Here is a 19492-nt window from a genome sequence, read left to right as displayed (position 1 = left end):
CCTCGCAGCGTGCGCAGCTCCTGCGAGCGTCTGAACAGGTACCGCTGCTAAAAGAAAGAGAATATCAGACAATAAGAAACATGAAAGTAAGGGTAACATTAGGTTTGTTAGTGCTTTCGCTGCTAAGCGCAGGAAGCGCATTAGCGCAAAACCTGAAAAAGGAGTTTCCAAAGTCCTTCACCATCACAGTCACTAATCCACTGGATCAGCAGCGGGACGATGTGATGGTGTTGGTAAAAGGCGACGAAATAAAAAAGCATGCCGCTGCTTTCAACCCCCAGGCATTTGTGGTGCTGGATGGCACTAAGGAAGTACCCAGCCAGTACAACATGAAAGACAGCGAGAACAAAGGCATTGTGGTGGTGCTCGACCAGCTTGCTCCCAAAGCCTCCCGCAACCTGACCATTCGCTTCAAGGAAAACGGAACAGCAGTCCGCAATTACCCCAAGCGCACACAGGCCGAGCTCTCTCACAAAGTAGGCGGCGAATTCCAGAACCGCAAATACATTGGAGGGACCTTTCAAAATGTAGATTCGCTCCGGGTGCCGAACGAACACACCGATCATTCTTACTTTATCCGCTACGAAGGCCCGGGTTGGGAATCAGACAAGGTAGGCTACCGGTTTTACCTCGACTGGCGCAACGGCACCGACGTGTTCGGTAAGAAAACAAAGGACATGGTGCTGCAGCAGGTAGGTCAGGACGGTTTCGACTCTTACCACGAGGAACAGCCCTGGGGCATGGATGTGCTGAAGGTAGGCAAAACCCTGGGCGTAGGCACGCTGGCCATGTTCCACGAGGGACAGGCAAAGCGCATGGCCGAAACAGACAGCATGATCAGTGTGATTACCGAAAACGGAAACGTGTACTCTTCCATCCGCACGAACTATTATGGCTGGAAAATAGCAGGCATGAAGCTGGATGTAAACTCCCAACTGAGCATACCTGCTGGCAGCCGCCTGACGCATCACCAGGTAGAAGTAAAAGGAGGCACGCCTCAGAACCTGAGCACAGGTCTGATCAAAGACAAACGGGCTAACTTCACGACCAGAACAGGCACCGACCAGCATTGGGGCTATATAGCCACCTATGGCAAACAAAGCCTGAACGGCGAAGGGGATAACCTGGGTATAGCCGTGTTGTTTCGCATGAAAGACCTGCTGGAGATTACAGAAGACGAGCTCAGCCATGTGGTAAAGCTAAAGCCTTCCGGAAACAAGGTGGAGTATTATTTTCTGGCAGCCTGGGAACTGGAGCCGGGAGGAATAAAAACAAAGACAGACTTTATTAAATACCTGAATAAAACAGCACAGGAGCTCGAAAACCCGGTACAGGTGCAGTTTGCTTCAAAGCCAAAGTTGTAAACATACACTGCGTGTGTGAAATCGAATCAGATAAAACAGAATGTATAAAAAGAACACCATTACACGGATTGCCACATTTTGCCTGGGGCTGCAACTGGCAGGCACAGCCGCCTGCTCACAGCAACCAGCGACTACAACTACAGCGGAATCAACCACTGTGGCTGCTAAACAGGAACCTGAAGCAACCCAGGCGCTGGCATTTCCGGGAGCCGAAGGCTTCGGTAAGTATACCACAGGCGGGCGCGGCGGACAGGTGGTGGTGGTGACGAACCTGAACGATGAAGGCCCCGGGAGTTTGCGGGAAGCTATCCGGAAAAAAGGTCCGCGCATCGTGGTATTTGCCGTTTCGGGTTACATTGATTTAAAGTCACCGCTGGACATTAACAACAGCGATATTACCCTTGCAGGCCAGTCGGCACCCGGAGACGGCATTACATTGCGCTATTACCCGATGAACATAAAGGCAGATAACGTGATTGTGCGTTACATGCGTTTCCGGATGGGCGATGTAGCGGGCGTACAGGCCGATGCGCTGGGAGCAAACAAGGGGAAAAGCAACATCATCGTAGACCACTGCTCCATGGGCTGGGCCACAGATGAAAGCGGTTCTTTTTATGAAAATAAAAACTTCACACTGCAGTGGTGCATTATCGCAGAGAGCCTGAACCAATCGGTGCACGCGAAAGGCGACCATGGTTACGGTGGTATATGGGGCGGCGTAGGCGCTTCTTTCCATCATAACCTCATAGCGAACCACATGAGCAGGATGCCCCGTTTCAGCGGGTCTAAAACCACAGCCAACTCCCCGGACGAACTGGTGGATTTCCGAAACAACGTGATTTACAACTGGGGTGGCAACAATGTGTATGGCGGCGAAAAAGGGCGCTACAACATGGTGAACAACTACTACAAGCCGGGTCCTGCCACACCAAAATCAAAGAAAGACAGGCTGCTGGAGCCATATGCGCCTTACGGGCAGTTTTATATGAATGGCAACGTAATGGAAGGCAATCCGGAGGTGACGCAGTACAATGCCCTTGGAGTAAGCTTGGACCATCCGGACTCGGCGCTGGTGGCCAAGCCGTTTGAGGCAGCTGCTGTACGCGATCAGGCTGCAAAAGAAGCTTATGAACTGGTGCTGGCAAACGCGGGCGCAAGCTACAAGCGCGATAAGGTGGACGAGCGTGTAGTGCAGGAAGTGCGGGCGAACAACCCGGCAAACGGTAAAAATAAAAACGGCATCATCGACTCGCAGCAGGATGTGGGCGGCTGGCCGGAACTGCATGCAGGAACTGCCCCGGCCGACAAAGACCAGGACGGAATGCCGGATGAGTGGGAAAAGAAGCAAGAGCTGAATCCAGCGGACGCTGCCGATGCAGTGGCCTATACACTTGACAAGCAGTACACCAACATCGAAGTATACCTGAACAGCCTGGTCAGTAAAAAAGAGAAAATATGAAGAAGTTACTCACCGCTTTGCTTTTTTTTCTGAGCGTTCTTGCTGTGCAGGCGCAACAGCAGCGGCTGGTGGTAGCCCAGGACGGCAGCGGTGATTATGCCACCATACAGGCAGCCGTGGATGCGGTGCGGGCTTTCCCCCTGGAGCGGGTCGAGATATTTATCCGGAATGGCGTGTACCGCGAGAAAATTGTGGTGCCCTCCTGGAAAACAAGCATCTCCTTTATCGGCGAGAGCAAAGACAATACGATTATACAGTGGGATGATTATTCCGGCAAAGGTGACATCAACACCTTTACCTCTTATACTGTATTGGTGCAGGGAAACGACTTCAGGGCAAAGAACATTACCTTCGAGAACAATGCCGGCAGAGTAGGGCAGGCCGTTGCGCTGCACGTGGAGGCCGACCGCTGTGTGTTTGAGAACTGCCGCATTATCGGTGACCAGGATACGCTGTATGCGGGAGTGGACAACAGCCGCCAGTACTACAAAAACTGTTACATAGAAGGTACCACAGACTTTATTTTCGGGCCTGCCACAGCTGTATTTGAGAACTGCACCATTCACTGCAAAAAGAACTCTTACATCACGGCGGCCTCTACCCCTCAGGGGCAGGATTATGGTTTTGTTTTCCTGAACTGCACCATCACTGCTTCTGACGAAGCGCCTAAAGTCTACCTGGGCCGCCCCTGGAGGCCCTATGCCAAAACAGTATTCATCAACACCACCTTAGGCGAGCATATCAGGCCCGAAGGCTGGCATAACTGGAGAAAACCGGAAGCAGAGAAAACAGCTTTTTATGCAGAATACAAATCCAAAGGACCGGGTGCTGCGCCGAAGGAAAGAGTGGCCTGGTCAAAGCAGTTAAAAGCGGGCGATGTGAAAAAGTACAAGTCCAGTACCATACTCGCAGGAGATGATAACTGGTCGCCAGCGAAGTAGGCGACAGTGAATATGAGCAGGAGTAGTAAGGCAATGCCACTACTCCTGCAGACAGAATAAAAGAAACAGAAAGCACCATGAAAAATACCAGATTCGCTTTACCCATCGTCCTGTTGCTACTGGCCTCAGCCTGTGGTTCGGGGAAGTCTTCCACAGAAACAGTTGGCCATGAAACAGCAGCTGTTGCAACTTCTGATAAACCTTACTCCGTCTGGATGGCTGATTCCGACATGAAGCGCAATCCGGAAGGCTGGATGATTGACTTCAAAGAGAAGCCGAAGTGGGATTACACCCAGGGTCTTTTCGCCAGTGCCATTGAAAGGGTTTATGAGAAAACAGGGGATGAAAAATACCTGAACTACATCCAGGCTTTTGCTGACACCATGATCAGCGAAGACGGGACCATCATGACTTATAAAAAAACAGACTATAACATCGACCGCGTGAACCCGGGCAAGTTCCTGATGGAACTGTACAAGGAGACCGGCGACGAGAAATACAGGCTGGCTGTAGAGGAACTGCGCGATCAGATGCGAACGCACCCGCGCACATCTGAAGGTGGTTTCTGGCACAAGAAGATTTACCCGCACCAGATGTGGCTCGACGGCCTGTATATGGCTTCTCCCTTCCTGGCACAATATGGAATGGAGTTTAACGAGCCTGCATTGTTTGACGAGGTGGGGAAGCAGATCGTGCTGGTGGACAAGTACACCTGGAACAGTGAAAAAGGGCTCTGGCACCACGGCTGGGACGAGAGCCGTGAGCAGAAGTGGGCCGATCCGGAAACAGGTAAATCCCCGAACGTATGGGGCCGCGCCATGGGCTGGTATGCCATGGCGTTAGTCGATGTGCTGGACTTTATGCCGAAAAACCACCCTCAGCGTGACGAAGTGCTGCAGATAACACAGAAAATGGCCAAAGCCATCACCCAATACCAGGACAAGGATACAGGCCTTTGGTGGCAGGTGGTGGACATGGGTGGCAGAGAAGGCAACTATTTGGAGGCTTCCGCTTCCAGTATGTTCACCTACTTCCTGGTAAAAGCTGCTAAAAAAGGATACATCGATCAGCAGTACATGCAAAACGCACAGAAAGCTTATAACGGCATTCTGAATAACTTCATCGAGGAGAATGCGGACGGCACCATCAGTATCACGCAAGTATGTGCCGTGGCGGGTTTGGGAGGTGACCCTTACCGTGACGGAACCTATGAGTACTACATCAACGAAGAACGCCGTGACAACGATCCGAAGGCGGTGGCACCCTTCATCATGGCCTCACTGGAATTTGAAGAACTGAACAAGACAGCATCAAAGTAATCGAATTTACAGCATGCTTTTTTAGTCCTCCTTTGAAGGTAGGGACGTTGTAATCTAAGCATATGAAGTTAAAGTAACTGTCATTCTGTTAAGAAATTTGGTAGCTGGGAGGTTAAGCTTTCGCTACTGGCCTACAAGATCCTTTACAGGATGACAAAAATGTAGAATGAAACAACCCTACCTTCAAAGGAGAACAAAGGAGACAATAACATCAGAAACTCACTACCATGACTGTACAAAAACATACTTCTCTTCTTGTCTTATTGCTCATCCTGGTGCTGACAAATGTGCAGGCACAAAAGCATGATTTTGTGGTGGCCAGAGACGGAAGCGGTGATTTTAGGACGGTGCAGGAGGCTATAAACGCGGTGCCTGATTTCAGAAAGAACCCGACAACCATCTTCATCAAGAACGGAGTTTATAAAGAGAAACTGGTGCTGCCATCTTCTAAAACCGCTGTAAAATTTGTTGGGGAAGATGTTCAGAAAACTATCCTGACGCACGACGATTATGCTTCCAAGAAGAACCGTTTTGGAGAGGAGATGGGCACTACCGGATCCACCAGCTTTTATGTGTTCGGAGATGATTTCTCAGCGGAGAACATCACCTTTGAGAATTCAGCCGGACCGGTAGGGCAGGCTGTGGCCGTACGCATAGACGGTGACAAAGTGATGTTCACCAACTGCCGCTTTTTAGGAAACCAGGACACGCTCTACCCTCATGGTGAAAAGAGCAGGCAATATTATAAGAACTGCTACATAGAGGGCACTACTGACTTTATTTTCGGCTGGTCGACTGCTGTATTCGAAGATTGCGAAATCTACTGCAAAGAAGGCGGGAGTTACATCACGGCAGCCTCTACTTTGGAAGAGACTCCTTACGGGTTTGTTTTCCTGAACTGCCGCATTACGGGCAATGCACCTGCCAACTCCTATTACCTGGGCAGACCCTGGAGGCCTTATGCGAAAACGGTGTTCATCAACACCTACATGGGAAACCTCATCAAGCCGGAAGGCTGGCATAACTGGAACAAGCCGGATGCGGAGAAAACCACTTTCTATGCCGAGTATAACTCCAAAGGTCCGGGTGCAGCGCCTGCGAAGCGCGTGAAATGGGCGCATATTCTTACAAGAGAACAAGCTAACGATTATACACTGGAGAAGATATTTGGTGACTGGGAACCGGGTAAGTTAACCGCTTCCGCCAGCAAGTAGAAAGCACCTGCTGTAGGCACAGGAGCCACTATAGTATAAATGACCATTGCAAATCCATTTATCATGACGCACAACCGCCTTTTTCTATACACCAGTTTGGCGCTTTCCTGCTGGAGCTACTCCTGCTCGTCGGGTTTAACCCAAAGCAAAAAAAGCACCAGCACCACAACAGCTACCTCCACACAAACTGCTACGGAGGTGTCGAAAGTGTGGGTGGCAGACCAGGGGGACGGTACCTATAAAAACCCCATCATTCACGCCGATTACTCTGACCCGGATGTATGCCGCGTGGGCGATGACTATTATATGACTTCTTCCAGTTTCAACGCGGCTCCCGGTCTGCAGATACTGCATTCAAAAGACATGGTGAACTGGAAAATCATCGGCTATGCTCTGGACCGTAACACGCCTCTAGAGCATTTCGCGAAGCCGCAGCATGGCAATGGGGTATGGGCTCCCGCCATCCGGCACCACAACGGTGAGTTCTACATCTACTGGGGCGATCCGGACTACGGCATCTACATGGTGAAGACCAAGAACCCGGCAGGCAAGTGGGAAGAACCCGTGCTGGTGCAGGCAGGCAAAGGCCTGATTGATTCCTGTCCGCTGTGGGATGAGGACGGCAACGCTTACCTTGTGCACGCTTACGCCGGCAGCCGGGCAGGCATCAAAAGTATACTGGTGGTAAACAGGATGAGTCCGGATGGCACCAAGCTGCTGGATGATGGCGTGATGGTGTTCGACGGCCACGATAAGCACCCAACAGTAGAAGGCCCCAAGTTTTACAAGCGCAACGGGTACTACTATATTTTTGCTCCGGCAGGTGGTGTATCCACTGGCTGGCAACTGGTGCTGCGCTCTAAAAACGTGTATGGCCCTTACGAGGAGAAAGTCGTGATGGACCAGGGCAACACCAGCATCAATGGGCCGCACCAGGGCGCCTGGGTAACAACACCTTCAGGCGAAGACTGGTTTTTCCATTTCCAGGATGTAGAAGCCTATGGGCGTATTGTGCACCTGCAGCCGATGAGGTGGGTGAACGACTGGCCGGTGATTGGCGAGGACAAAGACGGCGATGGCAAAGGTGAGCCGGTAATCAGTTACAAAAAGCCCAATGTGGGCAAAACATATCCGGTGGTAACGCCCCAGGAGTCTGATGAGTTTGACGGGAACGGGCTTGGCCTGCAGTGGCAGTGGCATGCGAACCCGAAAGCAACCTGGGCTTTTGCCACAGGAAGCAAAGGCGCGCTGCGTCTGTTCACAGACCAGTTGCCGGAAGACTATAAGAACTTTTGGGATGTGCCGAACCTGCTGCTGCAGAAATTCCCTGCTGAGACCTTCACCGCCACCACGAAGCTAAAATTCACTCCTAATCCAAAGCTGCAGAACGAACGCACCGGCCTGCTAGTGATGGGCGAAGATTACGCACACCTCTCTCTTGTAAGCAAGAAGGATGGTATTTATTTAGCCTATACTACTGTAGACGATGCGCACAAAGGCACACCCGAAAACGAGCAACTGCTGGGCAAGCTGAACGGCAACGAAGTATACCTTCGGGTAAACGTGGACAAAGGCGCAAAATGCCAGTTCAGTTACAGCGAAAACGGGAATGATTTTAAAACAGTAGGAAACACCTTCACTGCTGTTCCTGGTCGCTGGATTGGGGCCAAGGTTGGCATCTTTGCCACCAGAGAAGACAAGATTAACGATTCCGGCTACGCCGATTATGACTGGTTCAGAATTACGCCAAATACATCCTCCACCTTTCAAAGCAAGAAATAAAGAACAAAGCATATGAATACAAAGAAGATATCCGTAAACCGACTGTTCCTGCTGATAGGCCTTACCGGCGCGCTCCAGTTCTCCTGCCAGCGCCAGCCTTCCGCACAACCTGAAGCCTCCGTTGCAACAGCAAGCGCTTCGACGGCAGCCACAGGTGCCAGTGCGAATAGCAATGTGGAAGCCACTCTTTATGATGGGCTCGAGTTTGACATGCCACGCGTGCAGGAGCCAAGCTTCCCGAACTACAGTGTCAGCATCGTGGATTTCGGTGCCGTAGGAGACGGCCTTACCAAGAACACACAGGCTTTTGAGAAAGCCATAGCAGCCGCCGCTGCTAAGGGCGGAGGGAAGGTAGTGATACCACGCGGTATGTGGCTGACAGGCCCTATTGTGTTGCAGAACAACATCAACCTGCATGCAGAGGCCGGTGCCATGGTTATTTTCAGTGAAGACTTTGACGACTACCCGCTCGTGAAAACCAGCTTTGAGGGCCTGGAGACCTACCGTTGCCAGTCGCCGATATCGGGAAGAGGTTTAACAAACATTGCCATTACGGGCAAAGGCACTTTCGACGGCTCCGGCGATGCCTGGCGTCCTGTGAAAAAAAGCAAGATGACCGATGCACAGTGGAAGAACCTGGTGAAATCAGGTGGCGTGGTGACCGAAGATGGCAAGATGTGGTACCCTTCTGCAAATGCCATGAAAGGCGATACACCAGGAAGTAACTTCAACGTGCCCACGCACCTAAAAACAAAAGAGCAGTATGAGGCTGTAAGGGATTTCCTGCGCCCGGTGATGGTGAGCCTGATAGACTGCAAAAAAGTGATGCTGGACGGCCCGACTTTCCAGAACTCCCCTGCCTGGAACCTGCACCCCCTCATGAGCGAAGACGTAACCATTCGGAACCTGAACGTGCGCAACCCCTGGTATTCACAAAACGGCGACGGACTGGATCTGGAGTCGTGTAAAAACGCTGTCATTTACAACAATACCTTCGACGTGGGGGACGATGCTATCTGCATCAAATCCGGTAAGGATGAAGACGGCCGTAAGAGAGGCATGGCCACTGAAAACGTGATTGTGAAGAATAACACAGTGTACCATGGCCACGGTGGCTTTGTGGTAGGCAGCGAGATGTCTGGAGGTGTGAAAAACGTGCATGTGTCTGACTGCATTTTCATGGGTACGGATATTGGCCTTCGCTTTAAAAGTACACGCGGCAGAGGAGGGGTAGTGGAGAACATCTATATCTCCAACATCGACATGATTGACATCCCTACGCAAGCCATCAGCTTTAACCTGTTTTATGGTGGTAACTCGCCGGTGCTGGAAGAAGACCAGAGAGCCAGCGATGAAGCCAGAGACGAGAAGCCTGTTCCCGTAACTGTTGAAACTCCTTCCTTCAAAGACATTTACATGAAAAACATCCGGGTTGCCGGAGCAGATGAGGCAGTAGCTTTACAAGGCCTGCCAGAGATGAACCTGAAAAACGTGAACATCGAGAATGCAGTGCTGAAGGCGAAGAAAGGCATTACGGCGGTAGATGCAGACGGCATTACGCTGAAGAACGTGAAGGTGATAACGGATAAAGGACCTGCCCTGACGATCTATAACAGCAAAAACATTGATGTAAAAGGTTTGTCTTATGACGAGACACAAGGGCCGGTAGTAAAAGTACTGGGGCCACTCACACACAATGTAAAGCTTGAAAGCAAAGACTTCAAAAACGCTTCACAGCAGGTATCCAAAGGCAAAGACCTGAACAACACTGCACTCACAATGGAGCAGTAGTATAAGCAGAAAGCATCCTGTGGCTAGCATAGGATGCTTTCTGCTTAGTATAAACCCTCTGCCGGCTATTTACAGCTGATTTAAAGTATGTGAAAATATTATGAACAGGACTCGCGGTAGGAGAAATCGGAATTATTTGGAGGCAGTAAGGCAGAAACAACTTTTTGTGTCTATCAAATCAATCAATTCCTTTAAATGTAAGCTCCACGCTCTGACACACAACTTTATTCCACTGGTATTTTACCTGCTATGCTGCATCTGCTCTACCAGTTGTGCCGGGCAAACACAAACTGCGCGCGCTACGGAGCCCATCAGGTGGGGCAGGGAAATACTAGAGCAGAATCAAAGCTGGTATTCCGGTTCTGAAGCTGTCCGCATCGCCGGTAATCTCCTCTTATATCAGCGCGATAACGGAGGCTGGCATAAGAACACGGATATGGCAAAGGTCTTGTCTGATGAAGAGAAAAAGGTGCTCATGTCCAAAGCAGAGAAGGAGGATGTAGCAACAATTGACAATGGTGCCACCTTCACGCAGTTGGAATACATGGCGAGGGTTTATGAGGCAACGGGGCAGGAGAAGTATAAAAAAAGCTTTCTGCGGGGGATAGACTACCTGTTGGAAGCCCAATATGAGAATGGGGGGTGGCCCCAATTCTATCCTCTCCGGGAAGGGTATTATGAACACATCACTTTTAACGATAGGGCCATGATCGGAGTGATGCAACTGTTACGTGATGTAGCCCAGAGAAAGCACCCCTACACCTTTGTAGACCCTGCACGAACTAATCTGGCAGCTAAAGCCATTGAAAAAGGCCTGCATGTTATTCTGCAAATACAGATAAAAATAGATGGCAGATTAACTGCATGGTGTGCACAGCACGACCGCTACGACTTTCGCCCCCAAAAAGCACGTGCTTATGAGTTACCATCTATCAGCGGGAGTGAAAGTGTGGGCATTGTAAAGTACCTGATGGAAATGGAGAACCCGGGGCCTGGTGTGATACGTGCCGTGGAAGGTGCGGTATCGTGGCTGGAACGTGTGAAGATCACCGGAATCCGGGTGGATAGGGTAAAGGATCCTTCCACGAAGAAAGGCTATAATGCCGTGGTGGTCAAAGACCCCTCGGCACCTCCTTTGTGGGCTCGTTTTTATGAGATAGGAACAAACCAGCCGATGTTTGTAGGCCGTGATGGAATCGTGCGGGACAGGCTCTCCGAGATAGAGGAGGAGCGAAGAAATGGCTATAGCTGGTATGTCAATGCCTCGCAGGAACTGCTGGAGAAAGATTGTCCTGAATGGAAGCAGAAGTGGGAATCACACCGTAATAAGTTGCCTGATAAAATTTAGACAGGTTGCTTTTGCTCCGGAGTAAACGGCAGCGGCCGATTCTAAAAACGCTAAAGCCGCTGGCTGCACAGATTTAAAGTGCAGCGCTTGAGCGAATGATAAAAGCTATGCATGATATGATAACGAAGAACGCAGTATTTTTTAAAAACGCTATACGATGGGGACTGCTAGTGCTCCTGATGCTCCCCCTGCTTAGCTACATCCAGAAGAAAGAAACCACCATCTTTCTGATAGGTGACTCTACTGTAGCCGACAAACCCTATAGCAAGGGAAATCCCGAGAAAGGATGGGGCCAGGTGTTTCCGCTCTACCTGCAGGAAGGCGTGAAGGTAGAGAACCATGCGGTAAACGGACGCAGTACCAAAAGCTTCCGCGACGAAGGGCGCTGGGACAAAGTGCTGCAAAAGCTGAAGAAGGGCGACTACGTCATCATCGAATTTGGCCACAATGATCAGAAAGACCAGGACCACACCCGTTACGCTGCACCGGAAACAGATTACCGCAAAAACCTCGAACGCTACATCTCTGAAACAAGAGCCAAAGGAGCTATACCTGTGCTGGCCACACCCATTGTGCGCAGGAAGTTCGAGAATGGAAGCTTAATAGATACACACGGAAAGTATCCGGAGGTGGTAAGAGAGGTAGCTAAGAAACAAAACGTGCCGCTGCTGGACCTGGAGAAAAGAACAAGAGAACTGGTATCTCGCTATGGCGAAGAAAAGTCGAAGGCGCTGTTCCTGCACCTGGAGCCGACCGAGTACGAGTCGCTGCCGGAAGGGCGCACAGATGATACGCACCTGTCGGCTTACGGCGCTTTTCGGGTAAGCGATTTGGTGGCGGAGGAAATGCAGACAGCTTTACCTGAAATAGCAAAGCTGTTGAAAAAGTAAACGTAAATCAGAAACCACTTCTATGAAAAAGTGCATCGGAATCCTGATCTTGCTGGTAAGTATTGCCTTCGTTGCTTTCGCGCCGTCCAAAAAGAAGCCGGTAAAAGTATACCTCATCGGCGATTCGACTGTCGCGGATTATACCGGAAATTATGACGAAAAAGATTACATGACCACACGTTATCCGATAGCGGGGTGGGGGCAGGTGTTTCAGCCGTTTATGCGTTCCGACAGCCTAATGAAAATTCGAAATATTATCAAAAGCGACAGTGTAGTGGTGGTGGACAAGGCAAGAGGCGGAAGAAGCACCCGTACTTTTTTTGAAGAAGGCCGTTGGGCAGAGGTACATAATGCGCTGCAGAAAAACGATGTGGTCATGATGCAGTTCGGGCACAACGATGCCGCTGAGAACAAGCCGGAGCGTTATACCAGCGTGCCCGCCTACAAAGAGTACCTGCGGCTGTATGTAAAACAGACGCGGGAGAAAGGTGCCCTGCCTATCCTGCTAACCCCTGTCAACCGCAACTACCCCTGGAAAGACGGCAAACTCAGCAATGTGCACGGTGAATATCCGCAGGCGGTGAAGGACGTCGCAAAAGAACTGCAGGTGCCGCTCATTGACCTGACTCAACTCTCTATTGATGCCTTCACGGCCAAAGGCCAGGACTATGTCACCAAAAGTTGCTTTATGAATCTGCCTGCCGGCAAGTACGAAGCCTATCCCGACGGGCAAAAGGACAACACACACTTCCAGCCAGAGGGTGCAAGAGCAGTGGCGCAGCTGGTGTTTGACGGTATGAAAAAACTTAAGTCGGCAGAGCCGTCGGCGAAGAAGTAAGATTAAAACAAGAGGGGGATATCAGCAGCAAACTTGAACTTAGTATGCATGTATAAATTCAATCGCCTTTACTTGGTAGCATTTATGTGGTGGCTTCTGTGTAGCAATGCTTTTGCACAGTCTGCACAGGCTCCAGCCTTGAAACCGTGGTATACAAAACCTGCGGCCAATTGGAACGAAGCTTTGCCGCTCGGTAACGGGCGCATCGGTGCGATGGTCTTCGGAAATCCTGAGCGTGAGCAGCTGCAACTAAACGAAGAAACAGTTTGGGCGGGTGAGCCAGGCAACAACGTCAACATAGCATTGAACAGTGCCCTCCCCGAGATACGCAGGCTGATTTTTGAAGGGAGGCATAAAGAGGCACAAGCGCTGGCACTGGAGAAAGTCCCAAGGCAGGCTGCCGCCGACAACAATTATGGGATGCCCTACCAACCCGTGGGAGATTTATACCTGACTTTTCCCCACCATGACACCGCACAAAATTATTACCGCGACCTGGATATTGAGCAGGCGATAGCCTCTGTGACTTATAAAGTGGATGGCGTTACTTTTAATAGGGAGATGTTTACTTCTTTTCCTGATGAGGTGCTTATCATCAGGTTAACCGCCGACAGGCCGAAAAGCATCACCTGTATGCTAAGTATGGATAGTCCGCATAAGCAATACACAGTGGCAGCAGCGCAAAACAAACTGGTATTGGCAGGCGTTTCAGGCGATGTAGACAACAAAAAAGGTAAGGTCAAATTCCAGGCGCAGGTACAACCTGTTGTGGAAGGAGGAACCGTTTCTGCTACGGACACTTCGTTGCAGATTACAGGTGCCGATGCTGCAACCCTTTATATCTCGATGGGTACCAACTTCAGAAGCTATAAAGATATAAGTGGCAATGAAGCCGAAAAGGCAGCGAAGTACTTAAGTGAGGCTAGCAGGAAGAAGTACGAACAGGCGAAGGAGGACCACATTAAAAGCTACCGAAAGTACTTCGACAGAGTGTCTTTAGACTTGGGTGTAACCGAGGCGGCGCAGCAACCTGCTGATGTACGCCTGGCTGCTTTTGCCAACGGAAACGATCCGCATCTGGCAGCGCTATACTTCCAGTTTGGCAGGTATCTGCTTATCTCCAGCTCACAGCCTGGTACCCAGCCTGCCAACCTGCAGGGTATCTGGAACGATAAAGTCTCGCCGCCCTGGGACAGCAAGTATACGGTCAACATCAACACCGAGATGAATTATTGGCCAGCGGAAGTAACAAACCTGCCGGAGATGCACGAGCCGCTCTTTGCCATGCTCAAAGACTTAGCGGAGACAGGCAAAGAAAGTGCCCAAACCATGTACAAGGCCAGAGGCTGGAACATGCACCACAACACCGACATCTGGCGCATGACGGGTCCTATAGACGGCGCCTTTTATGGGCTTTGGCCGATGGGGGGAGCCTGGCTTACGCAGCATATCTGGCAGCATTACCTTTTTACAGGCGATAAAAAATTCCTGAAGAAGATGTATCCTGTGCTGAAAGGTGCAGCCCTGTTTTATGTAGATGTACTGCAGGAGGAACCCACGAACAAATGGCTGGTGGTAACACCCTCCATGTCGCCTGAAAACGCGCACCAAAGCGGTGTTTCTATTGCGGCAGGCACTACCATGGATAACCAGCTGGTATTTGATGTTTTTTCCAATATAATTAGCGCAGCGGAGGTATTGGGCACAGACAAAGCTTTTGCAGATACGGTAAAAGCAAAAAGAGACAGACTGCCGCCCATGCAAATAGGGCAGCATAACCAGTTGCAGGAGTGGATGCATGACTGGGACAGAACAGGTGACAAACACCGACACGTGTCGCATTTGTATGGTTTATACCCAAGTAACCAGGTGTCTCCGTTCAGTAATCCTGCCTTGTTTACTGCCGCCAGAAATTCGCTGGTGTACCGTGGCGATCGGTCTACAGGCTGGTCTATGGGTTGGAAAGTGAATCTGTGGGCAAGACTGCTGGATGGTAACCGCGCCTACAAACTTATTCAGGATCAGTTAACACCTGCAGGTAGTGAGGCCTCTGGAGAAGGAGGAGGCACTTACCCGAACTTATTCGATGCGCACCCGCCTTTCCAGATAGACGGAAACTTCGGGTGTACGTCTGGTATAACCGAAATGCTGGTGCAAAGCCACGACGGAGCTATTCATTTGCTTCCTGCGCTGCCAGATGCCTGGCAATCTGGTGAGGTAAAGGGCCTGGTGGCAAGAGGAGGTTTTGTGCTGGACATGAGCTGGGAGAACGGAAAAGTAAAAACACTGACGGTGCATTCAAACCTGGGAGGCAATTGCAGAATCCGTACTTCAAGCCCTTTAAGTTTAGCTGGAAAAGGTGCGTTGAGAAAGGCCGGGGGAGAGAATAAAAACCCTTTTTACCAAACAGCTGCGGTGAAAGAACCCTTGGTTTCAGCAAAAGCAGATCTGCAAATAGCAGACATGCCTGAAGTAATTGAAGTAGATTTAACAACTAAAAAAGGCAAGGTATACCAGCTTCATTCAAAGTAAGAAGCGCCTTTTTGCCATACTTTATGATAAGAAAAATCTTTAACATTTGGTTTGCTTGCATCTTCGCCTCGTTGTGCTGTGTGAGCAGCACCTTACAGGCTCAGGAGCAACTTAAATCCGATGTAGGAAATTTCTACCCGCTGCTGAATGCCTACTCCAACAAAAACAACAGCAGTTTATCTTACCTGTCAAGAAACTGGCGGAGTGTGGAGAAGTGGCGGAAAACGGCCAAAGCGCAGCTCAACGAATTGCTTGCTTTCAACCCGGAGCCTGCGCCGCTGAATTCAGAAGTTTTAAGTACCACCAAGCGGGACGGCTATACGCAGTACCTGGTGCGGTATAACGTAAATGCCTTGCAGAAAACAGAAGCCTTCCTGCTGGTGCCAGATAACCTGACCAAACCAGCACCTGCTGTGATAGCGCTACACGACCACGGCGGATTTTACTTCTTTGGAAAAGAGAAACATACCCTGACTGACAATCAGCCAGACATACTGGTGGAGTATGTGCAGAACCTGTATGAGGGGCGGTATTATGCGGATGAACTGGCGAAGCGGGGGTTTGTAGTGCTTTGCCCCGATGCTGTATATTTCGGTTCTCAGAAGCTGGACCCGGAACAGTTAATAGCTCCGAAAGGATACTTTGAGGCTATTGAGGAAGCCGATAGAAGTGAGCGCATAAAACTCTTTAATAAACTGGCCGGGCCGAATGAGGTGGCCATGAACAAAACCATACTGACCTCCGGCACCACCTGGCTCGGCATCATCGCTCAAAACGACAGAGTGGCCGTAGATTTTCTGCTTTCCCGGCCAGAGGTAGATCCGGAGCGGATTGGTTGTATCGGTTTGTCTTTGGGCGGCTTGCGCAGCACTTATTTGTTTGGCTTGGATTCACGGATAAAGACAGGCGTGGTAGCTGCTTTTTCTACTACTTACCAGCAGATGCTGCAGCAGCATGCGCACCATACCTGGATGATGTATGTGCCGCGCCAGTACCAGTTCCTCGATTTACCTGATGTGGCTTCGTTGAATGCACCGCGTCCCCTGATGGTGATGAACTGCAAGCAGGACAAGCTTTTCAGTATAGCTGGCATGCAGGCGGCAGAACAAAAGCTCGCTACAGTTTATTCTAAAATGAAAGCTTCTGATAAGTTTGCGTGCAGGTATTATGATGTTCCGCATTCAATGACGATTGCCATGCAGGAAGACGCTTTTGCCTGGCTGGAGAAGTGGTTGAAGTAATGCCTCGTCTGTCATTTCGACCTAAGGGAGAAATCTGAATTATTTCATGACCCCGCAATATCACAGATTTCTCACTGCTACGCAGGTCCCTTTCGACTCTCGTCTCAGGCATGGCCGAAATGACATTAAAATATTGCTTATGTTGAGAAAATGAAGTCTGGCTTTAGAAGTAGAAAGTGAAGGCAACTTAATCAAGTATATAATTAACTATGAAGTTAGAACATTTTGCGTTGAATGTGGAAGAACCGCTGGCTATGGCGGCGTGGTATGTGGAGCATCTGGGCCTGAAGGTCGTGAAGCAGTTACAGGAACCACCTTATATGACGTTCCTGGCGGATGACAGCGACCGGATTATGATTGAAATTTACTTAAATCCTGCAGATGAGGTGCCGCCTTACCGCGATATGAACCCGCTGCTGGTGCACCTGGCCTTTGTTTCTGAAGACCCTGCCCACGACAAAGTGCGTCTGGAAAAGGCTGGAGCCAGTGTCGTGTCTGATCAGCAGTATGAGGATGGTTCACACCTGGTGATGCTCCGCGACCCATGGGGGTTTGCCCTGCAGTTGTGCAAACGTGGCCGGCCTATGCTGGCAGCAACTGAGAGACAGTAAAAAACATGCCCTGACTTAATTATCTGAAAATGAGATTCCTCGCCTTTCCTTTCTGTGCCCTTTTGCTTATGGCTACCTTCTCTTCCTGCAGTAAAAGTAATTCAACAGCGAATCAGTCAGAAGAGGCAGCGTCTGCAGATGCCTGGGCACAAGCCGCCGAAATTCTGACGCAGATTGTGCCACCGACGTTTCCTGAAAGAGATTTCAACATAACAGACTATGGGGCAAGGGGAGATGGCAAGGCAGATAATTCAACAGCCATTAAGGAGGCGATAGAAGCTTGTAGCAAGGCAGGAGGCGGACGTGTGGTGGTGCCGGCAGGAAAGTATTTGTCAGGACCTATTTACCTCGAAAGCAACGTGAACCTGCACCTGGAGAAAGGCGCCACCATCCTGTTTTCAACGAATCCAAAAGATTACCTGCCGTTGGTGTTTACCCGCTGGGAAGGAGTAGAACTGATGAACTACTCGCCCCTGGTTTACGCCTTCGAAGAGAAGAATATTGCCATTACGGGTGAAGGTACATTAGACGGCCAGGCAAATGAAACCAACTGGTGGCCCTGGAAAGGAAACAAGAAGTGTGGCTGGAAAGAAGGTACACCTAACCAGACGGATGACGACAAAAGAGCCGCCTTGTTCGACATGACAGAAAACAACGTGCCGGTAAGTGAGCGTAAGTTTGGCGAAGGCTTCTACCTGCGTCCGCAGTTCGTGCAGCCTTATCGTTGCGAGAATGTGCTGATAGAGGGTGTTACCATCATCAACTCACCTATGTGGATACTCAACCCGGTGCTGTGCAATAACGTCACCATACAAAAAGTAACCGTAGAGAGCCAGGGGCCAAACTCCGACGGCTGTGATCCGGAATCCTGCAAAAACGTGCTCATCAAAGACTGCTACTTTAACACGGGAGACGATTGCATCGCGATCAAGTCTGGCCGGAATGCTGATGGCCGCCGTATTAATGTGCCAAGCGAAAACATTATTATACAAGGCTGCTCCATGGCAAACGGGCATGGTGGCGTGGTAATAGGAAGCGAAATTTCAGGTGGTGTGCGGAACGTATTTGCAGAGAACTGCACCATGAACAGCCCTTTGCTTGACAGAGCCCTGCGCATTAAAACAAGCTCGATGCGAGGCGGCGTAGTAGAGAATGTGTACCTGCGCAACATCGAAGTGGGGCAGGTGGCAGAGCAGGTAATACGCGTGAATATGTTCTACGAAGACGAAGGCCCTTACCTACCTACTGTCCGCAACATAGAGGTAAAGAATATGACGGTGCAGAATGGCGGAAAAGTAGGGGTGCTGCTGGAGGGTTACGAGCAGTCGCCGGTACAGAATATCCGTCTGATCGACGTGAAGATAGACAAGGTGGAGGTGCCTTATAAGTTCTCTAATGTAAAAGACGTGCTGTTCAACGACGTCATCATCAACGGCGAAGAAATCAAGCCTGAAGATACGCCTGAAGTACAGAATTAAGTCATGTGTAGGAGGGGGCGCTGCACTTTAACTATAAAACTGCTCACCTGAGCACACAGTTGTTGGTGACAACACCGACAATGGCAAAAGTCATTTGTGCTTTGTTAGAAGTAGTTACCCAAAAGAAGCAACAACTCATGCCCTTACTGCATGTTTTCACCAGCAAGCAAATAAGCCCTTTTTATAGCCGCTTATTTTGCTTTTTCACCAGCATGACCGGCTTTAAAAGCACCCGGCGCAACACCATTATACTTCCTGAAAAGCTTGTTCAGGTGGCTCCCATCCGTAAAGCCAAATTCATAAGCGATTTCAGAGATACTCCTGTCACCAGATTGCAGGCGACTTTCTATCATCTTCAGCTTGTACTTCAGAATGTACTGCTGCAGCGACTCACCGGTTTGCTTTTTAAAGAACACGCTGAGGTAGCTGTGTGAGAAGTTGAATTTTTTGACCAGCCGCTCCATTCGCAACGCGTCAGGCTCATAAATGTTCTGGCTGATGTACAGCATAATATCCTCTATCAGCCTCGAGCTTTTCGTCTTTTTCTTGTTTAATAGTTTCTGCCGCACCATGTTCCGCGCTAGAGGCTATCTCAAAAATGGGAATCCCAGCTTGAGTTAATATGTTGGTTTCTCATGGAGTTGACAAACGAGCAATGGGAAAGGGTAAAAGACCTTGTGCCAG

The 19492-nt window shown here is 50.0% G+C and carries 15 protein-coding genes; 14 read left to right on the top strand and 1 reads right to left on the bottom strand.

Annotated features, from left to right (window positions below):
- Positions 1 to 80 precede the first annotated feature (80 nt).
- The 14 genes from ACYVB1_RS10120 (at position 81) to ACYVB1_RS10055 (ending at position 18808) form a co-directional block, all read left to right on the top strand.
- Positions 81 to 1364, top strand: coding sequence for a DUF4861 domain-containing protein (locus ACYVB1_RS10120; protein WP_460923447.1), 1284 nt, complete (start codon positions 81 to 83; stop codon positions 1362 to 1364).
- A 40-nt stretch (positions 1365 to 1404) separates the two neighbouring features.
- On the top strand, positions 1405 to 2823 hold the full coding sequence (locus tag ACYVB1_RS10115) for a pectate lyase family protein (protein ID WP_460923445.1): 1419 nt from the start codon (positions 1405 to 1407) through the stop codon (positions 2821 to 2823).
- Positions 2820 to 3764 (top strand): pectinesterase family protein, encoded by a 945-nt coding sequence (locus ACYVB1_RS10110; RefSeq protein ID WP_460923443.1) that lies wholly within the window; start codon positions 2820 to 2822, stop codon positions 3762 to 3764. Before ACYVB1_RS10115 ends, ACYVB1_RS10110 begins: the two co-directional genes overlap by 4 nt.
- Before the next feature lie 77 nt (positions 3765 to 3841).
- Entirely contained in the window at positions 3842 to 5083 is a 1242-nt protein-coding gene (locus ACYVB1_RS10105; protein ID WP_460923441.1) for a glycoside hydrolase family 88/105 protein, read from the top strand.
- A gap of 227 nt (positions 5084 to 5310) precedes the next feature.
- Entirely contained in the window at positions 5311 to 6297 is a 987-nt protein-coding gene (locus ACYVB1_RS10100; protein ID WP_460923439.1) for a pectinesterase family protein, read from the top strand.
- A 39-nt stretch (positions 6298 to 6336) separates the two neighbouring features.
- Positions 6337 to 8079 carry a glycoside hydrolase family 43 protein gene (locus ACYVB1_RS10095; protein WP_460923437.1) on the top strand — a complete coding sequence of 581 codons (1743 nt, stop codon included), beginning with the start codon at positions 6337 to 6339 and terminating at the stop codon, positions 8077 to 8079.
- 12 nt (positions 8080 to 8091) lie between these two features.
- Positions 8092 to 9870, top strand: coding sequence for a glycoside hydrolase family 28 protein (locus ACYVB1_RS10090; protein ID WP_460923435.1), 1779 nt, complete (start codon positions 8092 to 8094; stop codon positions 9868 to 9870).
- 181 nt (positions 9871 to 10051) lie between these two features.
- On the top strand, positions 10052 to 11218 hold the full coding sequence (gene pelA, locus ACYVB1_RS10085) for a pectate lyase (RefSeq protein WP_460923543.1): 1167 nt from the start codon (positions 10052 to 10054) through the stop codon (positions 11216 to 11218).
- Positions 11219 to 11334: 116 nt separating this feature from the next.
- Positions 11335 to 12108, top strand: coding sequence for a rhamnogalacturonan acetylesterase (locus ACYVB1_RS10080; RefSeq protein WP_460923433.1), 774 nt, complete (start codon positions 11335 to 11337; stop codon positions 12106 to 12108).
- A gap of 22 nt (positions 12109 to 12130) precedes the next feature.
- Positions 12131 to 12946: a rhamnogalacturonan acetylesterase gene (locus ACYVB1_RS10075; protein WP_460923431.1), complete on the top strand. Its 816-nt coding sequence runs from the start codon at positions 12131 to 12133 to the stop codon at positions 12944 to 12946.
- Positions 12947 to 13084: 138 nt separating this feature from the next.
- The gene (locus tag ACYVB1_RS10070) at positions 13085 to 15478 is read left to right on the top strand and encodes a glycoside hydrolase family 95 protein (protein WP_460923429.1); all 2394 of its coding nucleotides are present in this window, start codon (positions 13085 to 13087) and stop codon (positions 15476 to 15478) included.
- A gap of 23 nt (positions 15479 to 15501) precedes the next feature.
- The gene (locus tag ACYVB1_RS10065; protein ID WP_460923427.1) at positions 15502 to 16719 is read left to right on the top strand and encodes a dienelactone hydrolase family protein; all 1218 of its coding nucleotides are present in this window, start codon (positions 15502 to 15504) and stop codon (positions 16717 to 16719) included.
- A gap of 209 nt (positions 16720 to 16928) precedes the next feature.
- Positions 16929 to 17330: a VOC family protein gene (locus ACYVB1_RS10060; protein ID WP_460923425.1), complete on the top strand. Its 402-nt coding sequence runs from the start codon at positions 16929 to 16931 to the stop codon at positions 17328 to 17330.
- 68 nt (positions 17331 to 17398) lie between these two features.
- Positions 17399 to 18808 (top strand): glycoside hydrolase family 28 protein, encoded by a 1410-nt coding sequence (locus ACYVB1_RS10055; RefSeq protein ID WP_460923423.1) that lies wholly within the window; start codon positions 17399 to 17401, stop codon positions 18806 to 18808.
- 191 nt (positions 18809 to 18999) lie between these two features.
- On the opposite strand, the gene ACYVB1_RS10050 is transcribed toward ACYVB1_RS10055, so the two are convergent.
- Positions 19000 to 19380: a helix-turn-helix domain-containing protein gene (locus tag ACYVB1_RS10050; RefSeq protein WP_460923421.1), complete on the bottom strand. Its 381-nt coding sequence runs from the start codon at positions 19378 to 19380 to the stop codon at positions 19000 to 19002.
- Between the last annotated feature and the right edge of the window lie 112 nt (positions 19381 to 19492).

It is taken from the genome of Pontibacter brevis (assembly GCF_054779655.1).
The sequence above is the reverse complement of the archived record's forward strand: the minus strand, read 5'-3'. Positions and strand labels throughout refer to the sequence as shown.